This is a genomic window from Staphylococcus simulans, assembly GCF_047037175.1.
Lineage (GTDB): Bacteria > Bacillota > Bacilli > Staphylococcales > Staphylococcaceae > Staphylococcus > Staphylococcus simulans_C.
The window spans coordinates 1,474,684-1,491,811 of the sequence record NZ_CP178241.1 but is presented as its reverse complement, the minus strand read 5'-3'; the positions used below and the strand labels follow the sequence as shown (position 1 = coordinate 1,491,811).

Here is a 17,128-nt window from a genome sequence, read left to right as displayed (position 1 = left end):
CTATAGAAATATGGATAAGGGTGTTTTTTTATCCGCTCTTGTAAGCGATTGCAAAATCAATCATTTTGTATTAATATACTTGTATACAAGTATATCGAATGAAAAGAGGTGCATCATGGAACATCAATATCCAAAACAATGGTTAGCGGCAATGACAACAGGGGAGACAGTTGCGGCAGAATTACGTTTGAAAATTATCAGTGGTGAGCTGACTTCTGAAGATGCTTTAACTGAAAACCAAGTCGCCAAACAATTCAATGTCAGCCGTTCGCCTGTACGTGATGCCTTTAAATTGTTGAAACAAGATCAATTGATTCGCTTAGAACGCATGGGGGCAGATGTTTTAACGTTTGGTGAGGCAGAACGTCGTGAAGTTTATGATTTGCGTATTATGATGGAATCCTTTGCGTTTGCGCGTATTCAAGATACAGAACGTGAAGCTTTGGCGAAAGAAATGCGTAAGCATTTAGAAATGATGAAAGTGGCAGTACAGTTTGAAGATGCAGAATCCTTTACAGAACATGATATTTTATTTCACGAAGTCTTGATTCATGCGACGAAACATCGCTACTTATTAAGCAGTTGGAATAATATTAAGCCGATTTTGCTTTGTTTAATCTTACTATCTATGCGTGAAAGAATGGTGAAACAACCAGACGATTTTGAACGCATTCATGCCAACCATGAAATTTATGTACAAGCTGTTGAACATAATGATACGACATTATTACGAGATGCGTTCCATCGTAATTTTGATGATGTGGGAGATTATATCAGCGCATTATTTTTAGATAAGAAATAAGGAGGTCACAGTATGCGATATATGATTGGGGTCGATATTGGCACAACGAGTACCAAAGCAGTGCTTTATGATGAACGGGGTCAATATTTGTTGAAGAATAATATCGGTTATGATATGCAGACACCGGATGTAGATACTTCAGAAGAAAATCCAGATGAAATCTTTGATGCGGTCTTAATGACGATTAAAGCAGTCATGCGAGAAGGCAAAGTAGGACCTGATGACGTGAAACTGATAGCATTCAGTGCACAAATGCATAGCTTAATCGCAATGGATGGTGACGATAAACCCCTAACAGAAAGCATCACTTGGGCGGATAATCGCGCAAGTCAGTATGCTGAAGCGATTCGTCAACATCATCAGGGACATGAAATTTATAAACGAACAGGGACACCGATTCATCCTATGTCGCCGTTAGCCAAAATTTATTGGCTGAAAGCAGGACATCCTGAGATTTATCAACAAACTGCGAAATACATCGATATTAAAAGTTATGTCTTATACCAACTTTATGGACGCTATGTGATGGACCATTCTATTGCTTCAGCGACAGGTATGATGGACCTTGAAACATTGGCTTGGGACCAGCCTGCATTAGATGTGCTAGGTATTACATCAGACCAGTTGCCTGAACTGGTACCGACAACGTACATTTTAAAAGGAATGAAACAACGCTATGCGACGCTATTAGGTTTAAACAAAGAGACACCTATCGTGATTGGAGCGAGTGATGGTGTGCTGTCTAACTTAGGTGTGAACAGCTATAAAAAAGGTGAGGTTGCGGTGACAATCGGTACTTCAGGTGCCATTCGTACAGTGATTGATCATCCGAAAACAGATGAGAAAGAACGTATTTTCTGTTATGTCTTAGATGAAGGACAATACGTCATTGGCGGACCTGTCAATAATGGCGGTATTATTTTACGTTGGCTGCGTGATGAATTGCTTGCGAGTGAAGTTGAAACCGCGAAACGCCTAGGGGTGGATCCGTATGATGTACTGACTAAGATTGCGAGTCGTGTCGAACCTGGTGCGAAAGGATTGATTTTCCATCCTTATCTTGCGGGTGAGCGTGCCCCATTATGGAATGCGGATGCGAGAGGTTCGTATTTCGGCTTAACGTTATCCCATCAAAAGGAACATATGATACGTGCAGCGCTAGAAGGAATCTTATATAACCTGTATACCGTTTACCTTGCGTTGATTGAAATGATGGGTGAAACACCAACCGCAATTAAAGCAACAGGCGGATTTGCGAAGAGTGAAATGTGGCGTCAAATGATGTCTGATATCTTTGATACAAATCTAATTGTACCTGAGAGTTATGAAAGTTCATCACTTGGGGCATGTGTATTAGGCCTTAAAGCCTTAGGTGAAATTGAAGAATTCTCAATTATTGAAGAGATGGTTGGCACAACACACGCCCATCAACCGAACCAAGAGGCTGTAGAAATCTATCAACAATTGATTGGGATTTATATTGATTTAAGCCGCAGTTTGGCACCGCAATATCGCAAGATTGCAGATTTCCAAAGAAAACACCTATAAAAAAAGAGAAAACCATGAGTCGCAAAGAAAAAGCAGTTGAAGTGTAAATATAAAACAATTTTGGCACTTCGGCTTTTTCTATGGCTACTGATGTAAACGCTATCAGTAGGGACTTGTGATGAAAGTGAGGAAAAGAAATGTTTACAGAAATATGGCCGTTAATTACGGTAGTTATTGGTATTTTAATTTTATTAGCACTCATTATTGTGCTGAAACTGAACACGTTTATTTCATTGATTATTACATCAATGGTCACGGCATTAATGTTAGGTATGCCGCTTGATAAAGTAGTGGAAACAGTTGAAAAAGGTATGGGCAGTACGCTTGGACACATCGCCATTATCTTCGGGTTAGGCGCTATCTTAGGTAAGCTGCTTTCTGATGGCGGCGGTGCGACACGTATTGCGGATACATTGATTGATAAATTCGGAGAGAAACATGTGCAATGGGCCATGGTTATCGCAGCATTTGTGATTGGGATTGCGTTGTTCTTCGAAGTTGGCTTGGTTTTATTGATTCCATTAGTCTTCACATTAGCGAAACGCACTAAAGTATCACCGCTTAAAATTGGATTGCCGATGATTACTGCTTTATCTGTCACACACGGCTTCTTGCCGCCGCATCCAGGTCCAGTAGTGATTGCGAAAGAACTGCATGCACCATTAGGTGAAGTATTAATCTATGGATTCATTATTGCGATTCCAGTAACAATTATCGCAGGTCCACTCTTCGGTAAAGTCGCACAGAAATTAACGCCGACGGCTTATACAAGAGAAGGTGATATTTCATCTTTAGGTGCACAAAAGGAATTTAAGGATTCAGAAATGCCGGGCTTTGGGATCAGTGTGTTAACTGCGACATTACCTGTTATTTTGATGTTGATTGCGACTGTTGTTCAATTGATTACAGGAAATGTAGATCATTCTAAAAATGCGTTTATCGGTATCATCAACTTTATCGGTACGGCAGATACAGCGATGTTGATTGCGGTATTATTTGCGATGGTCACAATGGGACTTAAACAAGGCCGTAAGAATAAAGAGATTATGCAGTCAGTTACAGATGCGATTTATCCTATCGGGATGATGATCTTAATTATCGGTGGCGGCGGTACGTTCAAACAAGTCTTGATTGACGGCGGTGTTGGTGACACGATTGCGAAAATGTTTGAAGGTTCAACAATGTCTCCGATATTACTTGCGTGGATTGTAGCTGCGGTATTACGTCTGGCGTTAGGTTCTGCGACCGTAGCGGCGATTTCTACAACAGGTATTGTCTTACCATTACTGCAAGCTAGTGATGTTAATGTTGCTTTAGTTGTTCTAGCAATCGGTGCAGGCAGTGTGATTTTATCTCACGTCAACGATGCAGGGTTCTGGATGTTTAAAGAATATTTCGGTTTAACGATTAAAGAGACGTTTTTAACATGGTCATTATTAGAAACGATTATTTCTGTTTCAGGACTCATCTTTATTTTATTCTTAAGCTTATTCGTTTAGTTTTTTACTGCACGTGTCTTTCATTAGATGCGTGCTTTTTTGTTATAGTTAAGAGGAAGAGGTGACAATCATGACACGCATTGTACTAGTAGAAGATGTTTCACTGACCGCACAATATTTATTAGATATTTTAGATCCAACGCTCTATGAAGTCGTTGTATTATATGACCCAACACGTCAGCCTAATATACACGCAAATGTACACTATCAAACCATCGATTATTTAGATTTTGGACATTGGCAGACATACATAAAGCAAGCAGATATAGTACTGATGAATGCATTGCCTGACATGTTCAAGGATGGTCTATGGCAAGGTAATATCAACACACTGCGACAATTAATTAAAACTTTCATAGTAGATGCAGCACCGTTTGAAGTCATTGAATATCATGATGTTGTAACGGATGAGAACATACAGACAAAACAAGCCGCTTCATTTCAAACTATGTCTGTACCAAATGCCTATACTGTTTATCAAAGTCTCAATGCTTATGCGCGTTACTTAAAGAAAATGTCACTAGGTGTTATTCAAGTCAAAGGACAACCTGATTGTTTTGATATTCATCTCTTAAATATGCAACGTCCTTTGATTGCGATGAAACAAGTCATGTTAGCCCATGGTGTTAAGCTCACATTGCAATCTAATAGCTTATTGTATCAACCAAAAGGTAAAGCCGCTTCATTTTATTTCATACAAACACAACAAACACTTTATACGTGTTTAGTACACTTTACACCGCGTTTACCATGGTTGATGTATCAAAAGACACAAGCGGTGATACATGAATGGGTCATGCGAGGATTTGGGAGTTATTTAAAGTGTTTAAATCAGGGTAACGAGAAGTGAAACCAACGTAATAGCGTCATAGAATGATGAAATTTAGAAAGGAAGATTAACATGGAACATCGATTATTTGAATTGTTGAAATGGTTAGTTGAACATCCTACAGAAAGTCCGCCGGCACGTAATACAGACCCGCTTCAAATAGAAATACAAAACTATTTAGAAGGCTTAGGCTTTGAAGTTAAACGTGAACCTTTATACGAAAATGACAGTATCGTTGTGGGTGTATTAGCGGGTGAAAAGAGCGATGCTCCGAAACTTATTCTAAATGGTCATGTAGATGTCGCTAATGTAGAAGATCCTAAGCACTGGCAATATCCACCGTTTGAACTGACTGAAGTGGATGATGATGTGTATGGTCGAGGCGTCAGTGATATGAAAGGCGGCATGGCATCGCTCTTTTATGTCATAGAACAACTTGACGCACAAGGATTAAAACCAAAAGGTGACATCATTGTACAATCTGTCGTAGGCGAGGAAGTGGGTGAAGCGGGTACAAAAACCGCATGTGAATTAAGCCCTAAAGCTGACTTAGCGTTAGTATTAGATACCAGTGATGCACAAGCATTAGGCCAAGGCGGCGTGATTACCGGCTGGATTACTATTCAAAGTAAAACAACGATTCATGATGGTGCGCGCAGTCAAATGGTGCATGCAGGTGGCGGTCTGCATGGAGCGAGCGCGATTGAAAAGATGGCTAAAATTATCACAGCACTTAAAGAATTAGAACAACATTGGGCAGTCATGAAACATTATCCAGATATGCCTGCAGGCGCAAATACAATTAATCCGGCAGTGATTGAAGGAGGGCGTAATCCAGCATTCATCGCAGATACTTGTCGCTTGTGGATCACTGTACACTTCTTGCCAGATGAAGATTATCATGAAGTGATACAAGAAATTGAAGGGTATTTAAATCGTGTGGCCGAAGCGGATGTATGGTTGCGAGATAATCCACTGCAATTTGAATGGGGCGGTACTTCTATGATTGAAGACCAAGGTGAAATCTTCCCAAGCTTTACACTGCCGACTGAGCATCAAGGCTTTAAACTCTTAGCAGATGCACATGAAAGGGTTCACCACACACCCCTTGAGACAGGGATGTCAACGACAGTGACTGATGGCGGTTGGTTAGATGATTATGGCATTCCAACGATATTATATGGTCCTGGATTATTAACGGAAGCACATAGTGTAGATGAAAAAATTCATAAACAAGATTTAACAGAGTATAGTGCGGTGTTATTGGAATTTTTAAAAGTGTGGTACCAAAATCCTAAAGCCGCATCTACTATGAATGCGCAGAAAAAGGAAAATGAAAACAGTAAATAATACGTAATAGACCACCAGCAACAAACACAAAAAGACCCGCAACTGCGGGTCTTTACTTATCTCAACCGTGCTTACTGATATGAGATGTATTATGATTTAAATGTGTTTTTTAAACGCGAAATCCAATTGCGTCTCGGTTGCGTCGCACCCTTGGGACGCGCCTCATTATAAGGTGTTTTGTGTTTGATTGCTTTAGCTAATTCAATCGCTTGATGCATCAAGTAAAGTTGTGAGTTTAAAGGTAATTGATTATTGTTCACGTAATGGTATACACCATTTTTGTCTTGGTAACGTCCTTTTTGGTTATCAGCTAATTGTAAGTTGACAAAGTTTAAGAGACGTTCTCTGATTTTTGCATCGTGAACTGGGAATAAAATTTCTACACGTTTAATCATGTTACGTGTCATCGCATCTGCAGATGATAAATAGATTTTTTCATCGCCATTGTTGTGGAAGTAGTAAATACGAGAGTGTTCTAAGAAACGACCTACAATACTTACGACTTGGATGTTTTCACTGACACCTGGAATGCCAGGTTTTAAACAACAAATACCACGGATAATCAATTGGATTTTAACGCCTGCTTGTGACGCTTCAAATAACTTTTTGATGATAGTTTTATCTGTTAATGAGTTCATTTTCATAATGATATGGCCATTGCCATGTTCTTGATGATTTTTGATTTCAGTTTCAATACGTTCAACGAATACATCACGGATATCAAATGGCGCAACAATTAATTCATTGTATTGCGGTTTGATAGAATAACCACTTAAGTAATTGAAGAAGTTGATCGCATCTTCCGCAATGCCTTTATGTGTTGTGATAATACCCATATCTGTATAGATTTCAGCTGTTTTATCGTTATAGTTGCCTGTACCTAAATGGACGAATGGTACGAGACGGCCTTTTAAACGTTTCACAACTAATGTGATTTTACTGTGGGTTTTCAGATGTGTCATACCGTAAATGACATGACATCCGGCATCTTCTAACATACGTGCCCAGTGCACGTTATTTTCTTCATCGAAGCGGGCTTTCAATTCAACAAGTACAGTGACTTGTTTACCTTGTTCTGCCGCATATTTCAAACTTTTGATAATCGGTGAATCTTTGCTGACACGATATAATGTTTGTTTAATCGCAATCGTATTAGGATCTTCAGCGGCTTCACGGATGAAATCAACAATCGGTTCGAATGATTCATATGGGTGATGGAAGAAGATATCGCGTTTTAACGCTAAATCATAGACATCGTTATAGCCAAGTGATTCAGGGATTTGCGGTGTGTAACGGTCATAACGCAAGTTCGGTAATTGTGGTGTTAAATAACCGACTAAACCGAATACCATTGTTAAATCTAAAGGACCATCTACAAAGTAAACATCTTCATCTTTAATTTCTAATTGTTCTTTCAGACCTTCGATATCTAATTCATTCGTGTTGCGTGAATCTACTTCTAAACGTACAGCTGAACCGCTTTTACGCATTTTTAAGAAACGTTCGATTTCGATTAATAAATCTTCTGCACCATCTTCGTGAATCGTTAAGTCAGCATTTCGTGTAATACGGAAGGTGAAAGTTTTACGAATATCATAACCTTGGAAGAGATATTCGATGAAATAATCGATAACATCTTCGACCATTAAGATATATTGTTTGTCTTCCTCTTTTAAAATCACGAAACGATCGATTAATGATGGAATTTGAACAATCGCAGAGTTCGTTGTTTCATCCGTATCTAATTCTACAAAGATATTCAAGCTTTTATTAACAAGCTTAGGAAATGGATGGTACGCATCAATACCAAGTGGTGTTAATGTCGGCAAAATATTGTTTTTAAACTCTTGTTCTAATTCTTCTTGCAGCGCTGCGCTTAATTCGTGTGGTTTTGTCGTAATCACGTTATATTCACGTAAGTGATTTGTTAATTCGTTATAACGCTCATACTGTGCATTCACAAGCGGCGCGTTCTTTTCTTTAATGGCAGCTAGTTGTTGTTTAGGTGTCATTTGAGATTTGTTTTCTGGTTTATTGAAATTCATTTTAACTTGGTCTTGAAGGCCAGCAACACGGACCATAAAGAACTCATCAAGGTTAGATGCGAAAATCGCAATAAAGTTCAATTGTTCTAATAAAGGATTTGTTTTATCGCTCGCTTCTTGCAGTACACGATAGTTGAAGTCGAGCCAGCTTAACTCTCGGTTATTGTAAAATTCTGGTTTGTTGATATCTTTTTCAACGACTTGATTTTCCATAATGACCACCCCATGGTAAGTAAATAGACTTTATTTGAATAAAAATTGAATTGACATAATGCCATTGATGTCATTCATAGTTGTTAGTAATTACAATTTAAAATTTATGTTGAACGCTTACGTGCAATTCGTTGTATAACTCAATTCATTGTATACAAATGCTTAAATTCACAGAAACATCCATTTATAACTTAACATATGTTTGTTAAGATTTTGTAAAGTTTATTAATACTTTTCCTTTTAGTACCTTTTCTAAGTGTTTCTTTTGACGATTTGTTTGATATTCTTCTGCAATCGGATGACCGGTGTAATAAGCATTTAATGTATAATGATCCTTATTTTCTTTTACTAGTTCAATACGTTTGATTGGATTAGTATGTGAAACATTCAAAGCATCGATGAATTTCAAGATACCGCCTAGGGACTGTAAATCACTGAGTTCATCACTGTTAAACCATCCTGTTTCATCGTTATAGAATTTTAATAAACTTTTGTTTTTAAAACTTGCCATTAGCGCCAATTGGACACGATCATGATGATTGAAACCATCAATCATGGAGTTCGAGATAATATAATACGTATGTTGTGAAGCTGAATCAGCATCAATGAAACGGCCTAAATAATAAACATATGCTGCTTGTTTAAACAAACGTTGGTCTTTCTCAGAGAGTGAAATAACATCTAATTCTTTCAATTGATTTAATAAGTCATCCGCTAATACAACACGTTGTTTAGCGCCGATACCTTCATGTTTGTACGTATTTGATAATTGATATAATGCACGATTGCGTACATTAAAACGATCAAATGCATCTTCAATTTTCTGGTTAAGTTGATACATTACGTAGCCTTCACGCAACCCTTTTCTAGAGAAGGTAAATTGCGTTGCGTCAACTTGTTTAAATAACGCTTTAAAGACAGCCACGGCAGGTAGAATAATATCTACACGGTCACGGCTTAAACCATCTAAGTTCATCAAGTCATCGCGTGAATTATCTTCGATTAAATCAAAGACTTGATTTAAATCATCACCTGTCATCGTATAACAATGTACACCGCCGATAGGGTAAGCGACTTCAGATTGATGAATGCGTGCGACGTTACGTGCAGAACCGCCGACACCGACTAAAGCAACTTTTTGGTTATTGATCCAATCAAGTGAACCAAATGCTTTATCTAAGAACTTCTGCATTTTTTTAATCGCATCTTTATCGTTATGATCTTTTCCATCGAAGAATTTACGTGATAACGTCACAACACCAAATGGGAAACTATGTGAATGAATCAATTCTTTTCCTTTAAATAGTGTTACTTCAGTAGAGCCACCACCGATATCGACAGATAGACCATCAACAATAGCAGTAGAATTGATAATCGCATAGAAACCGTAATAAGCTTCGTCTAACTCTGGAACGATAGATAATTTCATACCGATTTTTTTCTTCACGCGTTTTAAGATGTCATCTCTGTTTTTCGATTGACGAATCGCAGCTGTTGCGATGGGATGCAGTTCATCTACATTGTATGCATCTGCAACTTTCTTAAAGCTTTCTAATGCTGAAATTAAGACATGAACACCTTCATCATTCATCGTTAAGTCATCTTCTAAATACTGACTCAAACGTGCAGGTGTTTTTATATTTTGTATTTCCGTAAGGCCTGTTTTACTATCGTATTCAAACACTACTAATCTGATGGTGTTTGAACCGATATCGATTAATCCAATACGTTTCATGAGAACCCCCTCTGATTGCTTAGAAGCAGTCAGCAGACGATTAATCATTTTTTGTCCAGGTAAAATCATATGACTAACTCCTTCTTTATAGAAAAAATGAGAACGCTTAATGCTTGATATAACAACAAGTATTCACATTTTTTGTTCACTTTAATTTTATCACAAAACATTACTTTCTACATTAACTGTATAGACTAAATTGTGTGTTGTATTCATTAATTTGAACAAGCAATCGCGTACACTTTATTTTTCAAAACGGATATAAAAATAAAGAAAATAGAGATACGTGGAAATGAAAAATGGTGGTATAATGATTTTAATAAATGCATAGGAAAAGAGGGAGAGAGATGAAACGTAACCTTCTCTTTATGGGAATAATTCTAATGAGTATATTCTTATTAGCAGCTTGTGAAAAAGAACAATCTAAGACGTATCAAGGTGAATTATCAGGTGCAGATGTCATCGATACTATAACGTATAAAGGTGACAAAATGGTTAAACAATCTATGATTATGACAATCACGTACGAGGATAATGGGCTTTCAAAAGCGGATGCTGAAAAGGTTTTTGCCAAACAAGAAAAAGTGTTTGATGGGCTAAAAGGTGTTAAATACAATAAAGATATTAAAGAAGACAAAGCAGTTCAAAAAGTAGAAATCGATTATAAAAACGCGGATTTAAAACAGCTATCACACAGAGTTGGTGTGACAGGTCCGAAAAAAGGCAACGATTATGTTGATGTTAAATCTGTTGAACGATCATTGAAAAATTCTGGCTTAACAGTAAAAAAACCGCTAAGTGAAGAATAAGCAATGATTATCAATAAAATGCAGTGAGTCACTTCGAAGTGACTTACTGTATTTTTATTGCACATTAATAATAAACTTTTGTAAATATACACAAAAATCACATTAAATAAACGTGTGATATGTTATAATCTTGTTTTGAATGAAAGCAAGAAATACAAAATAAAAAGAAACGGCTTAGAAAAGGTGATAACGTGATTGAAAACGAACAACGTCAACTAACCGAAGCACAGTCTAATCCTTATCAATCAAATCGTGTGATGAAACGAGACTTTTGGTTAATCCCATTATTCTTTATCGCAATTCCATTAATAACTGCATTAGTCATGTTTCCATTACGTTTAATATATGAAAACCAATATGGTGATTTAACTAAACATACTTTTATATTGTTCAATGTGATGGGCAGTTTAGCTGGACAAATTGTCCTATTGCTTATTTATTACTTGATGCACCGAAAATATATCATACCGATTGCGAAAGCACGTTTTGCGAAAGTAAAACGTTATGTCTGGGTATTGTTACTTACATATTTAGCCATGTCTGTCGCACAAGCAATCTATGGCGGCTTGATGTTATTACTACCGAAGCATCTGCAATTTGATAATACACAGAACCAATTAATGGCATTGCAACTATTTGATAATCCATGGGCATGGCCCATGTTATTTTTGGATATTGTCATTTTGACACCCTTCATTGAAGAATTAACCTTCCGTCATTTGATTATTCATGAGTTAGGTAAGAAAATCGGCTATACCGCAGGGGCAATCATATCAGTCATTGTATTTGCGTTTGTACATGTGTTCAATGCTTCTTCACCTTTTGAATTCGGTGTTTATGCGATCATGGCAGGTGCATTAGTCTTTGTTTATATGTATTCACGACGTAATTTAGCGGTCTCTATTGCTTTTCATATGATTGTTAATGGTGTCGGGTTTATTGGCATCGTCGGTCAATTCATTATGGATAAGGTGTCATAAAATTAAATAATAGAATGACTTTAAAGGCTGCAGATGCAGTCTTTTTTTGATTTCCTAGGAAATAATTAATCTAAATCAAATGTGATTTGTTTATGGCTTCATGATAGATTTCTAATGCCTTATGATTTATTTATACAAACATGTTTCAATTTTGTACAATAAAGAAAATAACAAGAGGTGACAACATGACACAAACAACAAAGACACTAGAAAACCCTTTTGATTCAGACAAAGTTATGAAACGAGATTTCTTCTTGTTTCCGTTATCTTTCTTCCTATTATTTGGCGCGGCAGTACTACTGCAACTTGTGCTTGGGCTATATTATGGTGCCACTAATCGTGAAGTTCCGATGATAAAGTATGAGGAGTTTGGCGGCTTCGCACAAGATGTGTCGAGCATAGGTTTATTATTCATTTTTTACTTAATGCATCGGCATTATCTGATGCCTATTGCGAAAGAGAGGATTAAACGTGCACTTAAACAATGGTATTTAATTATTGGCGGAGGTATCGCCGTCTTTACTTTGAATTTCGGTATAGGATATCTTATGAAACATGTCTTACATATCGATGACACGCAAAACCAAGCCATGATTGAAGCTATGTTTGAACATCGATGGTTATGGCCCTTCTTATTCATCAGTATTGTAGTTCTTGCACCTATTGTTGAGGAGCTGCTATACAGACACGTGATTATTCATGAACTCGGCAAGAAAATCGGTTATTTTGCGGCTACGTTACTATCCATCATTTTATTTGCGGGTATACATATGATGTATGCGACTTCTATCTATGAAGCGTTGCCTTATGTGATGATGGGTACGGTATTTTCTATTGTCTATTTAATGAGTCAGAAAAACCTAGCGGTTGCGATTTTGCTTCATGCTTTAAATAATGCGATCGGTTTTATTTTAATAATATTTTCTTAGTTAATCCTTATGTATAAACACTGGCTGAGTGAAGGTCAGTGTTTTGTATTATCCTTAGGATAATTGTCATATTTTCTAAAATTGAAATATGTTAAATTGTATAGGACAGGGAATAGTAAGGTAATGGGTTTAGAGATCCCTTTAGTTTGAAGAAAAGGAGCAGTTGTATGGCGATTTTAGAATTAAAAGATGTGTGCTATAAAGCGGATAAACGTCTGATTATTGATCATTTAAATTTAACGGTTAAAAAAGGCGAAAAAATCGCAGTTGTAGGCCCATCCGGCAGCGGGAAAAGTACGCTGTTTCATTTGTTGTGTGATTTAATCAGTCCGACGAGCGGTCATATGTATTATAACGGTAAAGAATACGATGCATATGAGCCGGAAACGTTACGTCAACAAATCAGTTATATGCCGCAGCAAACAGATTTGTTTGATCGTACAATCGGTGAAAACTTAGCATTTCCATCTATTGCACGCAATGACGAGTTCGATAAAGATAGAGCATTGAAATTACTGTCAAAATTCGGGTTAGGTCATTATGATTTAGATACCAATGTTGAGTTTTTATCCGGAGGTGAACGTCAGCGTATTTGTTTAGCACGTCAATTGATGTACATACCAGATGTTCTATTATTAGATGAAGCAACCAGTGCTTTAGATGCGGATAATACTGAAAAAGCAGAAAATGTTATCTTTGGCTTAGCGAAAGAAGAAGGGGTTTCCATTATGTGGATTACCCATAGTTATGACCAAAGTATGTCGCACTTTGACCGTCGTGTCGATATTGTCGATGGGAAAGTCAATAAAGATAAGAAAGGGGTAATTGATGTATGAGTACGACAGCTTTAGCCTTGACGGCACTGTTATTAATTATCCCGATTGCAGTCTCTATTAAAGAAAAATTAAACATCGCGAAAGATTTAATTATCGCATCGATTCGTGCAGTGATTCAATTAGTTATTTTAGGTTATATTCTGCACTTCATTTTTGATTTGAATGAACCTTGGATTCTAATATTATTCGTATTAATCATAATTATTAATGCGTCATGGAATACCATCAGCCGTGCATCTAAAGTGATGCATCATGTCTTTTGGATTTCATTTATCTCAATTTTTATTGGTACAGCGATTCCGCTTGCGGTCATTGTCAGTGTCGGTGCCATTAAATTTACCGGCAATGAATTGATTCCGATTGCTGGGATGCTAGCGAATAATGGTTTAATCGCGATAAACCTTGCTTACCAAAATTTAGATCGTGCTTTTGTGAAAGAATACGGCACGATTGAATGTAAATTAGCCTTAGCTGCAACACCGAAGTTAGCGTCTAAATCAGCTGTGAGAGAGAGTATTAAACTTGCGATTGTGCCGACGATTGATTCAGTCAAAACTTATGGCTTAGTGTCTATTCCAGGTATGATGACAGGGATGATTATTAGTGGCGTGGATCCGCTTCAAGCCATCAAATTCCAACTCTTAGTTGTCTTTATCCATACCACTGCGACGATCACTACAGCACTTCTCGCAACTTATTTAAGTTATAAACAATTCTTCAATTACCGTCATCAACTTATCGGCAGTATGTTGGAAAATGAAGAGGACGACAATTAAATAAACGTTAATAGAGCTGTAAAGCAGGAAGGGAACTTCTTACATTGCAGCTCTAATTTTTTAGTGAATATTGAAAATAAAATAAATCCACTTACATTTTGATTTCAATTCAACTATAATATAAAGGTTGAATTGATTAATGCTGTAAAGATAGAAGAGGAGGCAACAGGCATGTCAGTCATGAGAGTTATCACATTTATTATTAGTGTGTTTATTGTCGGTATGGTCGAAATGATGGTTGCTGGAATAATGAACTTAATGAGTGCGGATCTACATGTTTCTGAAGCGTGGATTGGACAATTAGTGACATTATACGCAGTGACTTTCGCAGTTTGCGGTCCAATTTTAGTGAAAATCACCAATCGTTTCAGTGCTAAAACGGTGCTGCTGTGGACGATTGCAGTCTTTGTCTTTGGTAATGCGTTAATTGCGGTATCTCCGAATTTCACATTACTGATTATTGGACGTATTATTTCCTCAGCTGCCGCAGCGTTAATCATTGTTAAAATTTTAGCACTGACAGCTATGCTGACGGCACCTCAAAACCGCGGTAAAATGATTGGAATCGTCTATTCTGGATTCAGCGGCGCGAATGTCTTCGGTGTACCGATTGGTACGATGCTTGGCGGATGGCTCGGTTGGCGTGCGACTTTCGTCTTTATTATTTTAGTCAGTATTGTAGCGGCTTTCTTAATGATGCGCTACTTGCCTACACCTGACGAGCTGCCAACTATGTCAGATGATAACTCAGCTGCCGCATCACAATACAAAATTTTAAACCGTGCAGAAATTATTAAATATCTTGCGGTGACCTTTATGTTATTAACCGCAAACTCTATTACTTTTGTTTATATTAATCCGTTGATGCTGACAAATGGCTACGATATTCAATTTGTCTCTATCATCTTATTAGTGAATGGTATCGCTGGCACATTAGGAACTTCCATGGGCGGATTCCTAGCTGATAGATTAACGAGCAAGACTTGGTTGTTAATCGCCGCTATTGCCTTTACACTCTCCTTAGCAACTGTGAACTGGTTTATTACTAATTCCATTGCGATTGTATTGATTATCTTTATTTGGAATATCATGGAATGGAGTACGAACCCAGCTGTACAAAGTGGGTTGATCGACCATGTTGAAGGTGATGCAAGCCAAGTACTCAGCTGGAATATGTCTAGTTTAAACGCAGGTATTGCTGCGGGGGGCATGATTGGTGGCTTAATTGTCTCAAATATCGGTGTCCATGCGGTCGCTTATAGTTCAAGTATATTAGGCATTGTGATTGTATTCATTGTCTTAAGTATTAAACAAACACAACAGCCGCAAATAAAACAAAACGCTTAATCCAATTTTGGGTTAAGCGTTTTTCTTATTCGAAAATATAAGCATCTTCAATTGTTGTATAAACAGGCCTATCTACATGCCCCTCTGTCACAAACTGACCAAGTGTGTCCATCATCTGTTGCATCAAAGTATGTGTATGAGGCGTTAAAGGAAGATGATGAGCACGTAAGATATCTGTATGACCCAACCAAAAGATTACATCCAAAATATGATAGGGTGTTTTAAAATGGTTTGAGTCAGGCGCAGCCCAATTAAAACAGTAGAGCCATTTCTGTGTCTGTTGATAATCATTTAACCATCGTAAAGCCGGTTGTTTAAATTCATAATGCGTAATTGCTTCAGACTGGCCTTTCCCTGTGGTGACATCAAAGGTATTTGTGTCCACTGTGATGTGATTATGATGCATGACTGTTAAGAAACGTTCAGGTGCTAACTTACGTGATTCATTTCGGACATAACAATCACCTTCTTGTTCAGTGAACCCCACTAACACAGGCCACTTGTCAGGGGGTGTATCTACCATAGTAGATTCATCAAAGATAGGACTGTAAATTAATTCTAAACCTTTAGAAGGTCCGTATTGTGCTAAATCTTCTGTCATCGCATGCATCATTTGTGGTGATGAAAGGTCAGCTAAGTTTGTCGTATGATACAGTGTGTTGATAGTATTAAGGAAATGTTGCGCAACAGCTTTACTATGATTTTGTGAATCAAAGCGTAATGTACCACTCATCAAAACAGCTTTTTGAAATAAAGGTTGTGCTGCCTTGACCTGCATTAAGGCTTGAATACTCATCGCACCGGCAGATTGGCCGCATAAGGTAATGTTGTGTATATCGCCGCCAAAGTCGTCAATGAAATGATGAACCCATTGTAAGGCAGTGCGCTGATCGGATAAACCGCAGTTCATGTCATAATGATTATTGATTTCGTTAAAGTTTAAATAGCCAAGTACACCTAAACGATAGTTGAAGGTCACCACAATCACTTGCGCATGTTCAGCGAAAGCTTGCGGGTTATATAATTCGGCAGAACCATGACCATTCATGTAACCACCGCCGTAAAACCAAATCATGACGGGTAATTTCTTGTTGGGTGAAGCAGTGAGGGGTTTCCAAATATTTAAATATAAACAATCTTCACTTTGATGTTCTGGTTTCGGTACGTTTAAATCATCAGGGTGTGTTGAAAAGAACGCTTCAAGTTTATTGAAAGGTTGAAGCGGAACAGTTTTAAATGCATCAGCTATTAAAGGTTCTGGCCATGATGTCTTAAGTTCAGCATGTTTAAAGCGTCTTTCATTAATGGGCGGATAAGCGTAGGGAATACCGAAATAGGTTTCACAGTTTTGTTTAATTTGGCCGATAATAGTACCGGCTTTTGTGTGTCTTGTAATGGATATCATCATACTCGCTCCTTTCTTCTAATTT

The 17,128-nt window shown here is 37.6% G+C and carries 13 protein-coding genes and 1 pseudogene; 11 read left to right on the top strand and 3 right to left on the bottom strand.

Translation table 11 applies throughout. From position 1 onward, the window contains the following. Nucleotides 1–115 precede the first annotated feature (115 nt). The 5 genes from ACFCT9_RS07575 to ACFCT9_RS07555 all read left to right on the top strand — a co-directional run bounded on the left by ACFCT9_RS07575 (nt 116) and on the right by ACFCT9_RS07555 (nt 6,028). Nucleotides 116–802 (top strand): GntR family transcriptional regulator, encoded by a 687-nt coding sequence (locus ACFCT9_RS07575; protein WP_412518278.1) that lies wholly within the window; start codon nt 116–118, stop codon nt 800–802. A 12-nt stretch (nt 803–814) separates the two neighbouring features. Beyond that, entirely contained in the window at nt 815–2,350 is a 1,536-nt protein-coding gene (gene gntK, locus ACFCT9_RS07570) for a gluconokinase (protein ID WP_412518276.1), read from the top strand. Between the two features lie 137 nt (nt 2,351–2,487). After that, on the top strand, nt 2,488–3,849 hold the full coding sequence (locus ACFCT9_RS07565) for a gluconate:H+ symporter (RefSeq protein ID WP_412518274.1): 1,362 nt from the start codon (nt 2,488–2,490) through the stop codon (nt 3,847–3,849). 70 nt (nt 3,850–3,919) lie between these two features. Then, complete coding sequence (locus tag ACFCT9_RS07560) at nt 3,920–4,699, top strand: hypothetical protein (RefSeq protein WP_412518272.1); 780 nt, start codon at nt 3,920–3,922, stop codon at nt 4,697–4,699. 51 nt (nt 4,700–4,750) lie between these two features. Further along, complete coding sequence (locus ACFCT9_RS07555; protein ID WP_412518271.1) at nt 4,751–6,028, top strand: acetylornithine deacetylase; 1,278 nt, start codon at nt 4,751–4,753, stop codon at nt 6,026–6,028. 202 nt (nt 6,029–6,230) lie between these two features. Here the strand turns inward: ACFCT9_RS07555 and ACFCT9_RS07550 are convergent. After that, nucleotides 6,231–8,286, bottom strand: a pseudogene (locus ACFCT9_RS07550) (RNA degradosome polyphosphate kinase); the annotation flags it as partial. A 205-nt stretch (nt 8,287–8,491) separates the two neighbouring features. After that, a complete protein-coding gene (gene ppx / locus ACFCT9_RS07545; protein WP_412521633.1) occupies nt 8,492–10,021 on the bottom strand; it encodes an exopolyphosphatase in 1,530 nt (509 codons plus the stop codon). 347 nt (nt 10,022–10,368) lie between these two features. Here ppx and ACFCT9_RS07540 point away from each other — a divergent pair, with 347 nt between their 5' ends. The 6 genes from ACFCT9_RS07540 (at nt 10,369) to ACFCT9_RS07515 (ending at nt 15,698) form a co-directional block, all read left to right on the top strand. Further along, nucleotides 10,369–10,830, top strand: a complete 462-nt coding sequence (locus tag ACFCT9_RS07540; RefSeq protein ID WP_412518270.1) for a DUF1307 domain-containing protein — start codon at nt 10,369–10,371, stop codon at nt 10,828–10,830. 191 nt (nt 10,831–11,021) lie between these two features. Continuing rightward, on the top strand, nt 11,022–11,810 hold the full coding sequence (locus ACFCT9_RS07535; RefSeq protein ID WP_412518268.1) for a CPBP family intramembrane glutamic endopeptidase: 789 nt from the start codon (nt 11,022–11,024) through the stop codon (nt 11,808–11,810). Between the two features lie 185 nt (nt 11,811–11,995). After that, nucleotides 11,996–12,739 (top strand): CPBP family intramembrane glutamic endopeptidase, encoded by a 744-nt coding sequence (locus tag ACFCT9_RS07530; protein WP_412518266.1) that lies wholly within the window; start codon nt 11,996–11,998, stop codon nt 12,737–12,739. Between the two features lie 167 nt (nt 12,740–12,906). Then, nucleotides 12,907–13,575 carry an ATP-binding cassette domain-containing protein gene (locus ACFCT9_RS07525; RefSeq protein ID WP_412518265.1) on the top strand — a complete coding sequence of 223 codons (669 nt, stop codon included), beginning with the start codon at nt 12,907–12,909 and terminating at the stop codon, nt 13,573–13,575. After that, the gene (locus tag ACFCT9_RS07520; RefSeq protein WP_412518263.1) at nt 13,572–14,351 is read left to right on the top strand and encodes an ABC transporter permease; all 780 of its coding nucleotides are present in this window, start codon (nt 13,572–13,574) and stop codon (nt 14,349–14,351) included. Before ACFCT9_RS07525 ends, ACFCT9_RS07520 begins: the two co-directional genes overlap by 4 nt. A gap of 171 nt (nt 14,352–14,522) precedes the next feature. Beyond that, nucleotides 14,523–15,698, top strand: coding sequence for an MFS transporter (locus tag ACFCT9_RS07515; protein ID WP_412518261.1), 1,176 nt, complete (start codon nt 14,523–14,525; stop codon nt 15,696–15,698). Between the two features lie 25 nt (nt 15,699–15,723). Here the strand turns inward: ACFCT9_RS07515 and ACFCT9_RS07510 are convergent, their stop codons facing one another. Continuing rightward, nucleotides 15,724–17,103: a carboxylesterase family protein gene (locus ACFCT9_RS07510; protein ID WP_412518259.1), complete on the bottom strand. Its 1,380-nt coding sequence runs from the start codon at nt 17,101–17,103 to the stop codon at nt 15,724–15,726. Nucleotides 17,104–17,128 lie beyond the last annotated feature (25 nt).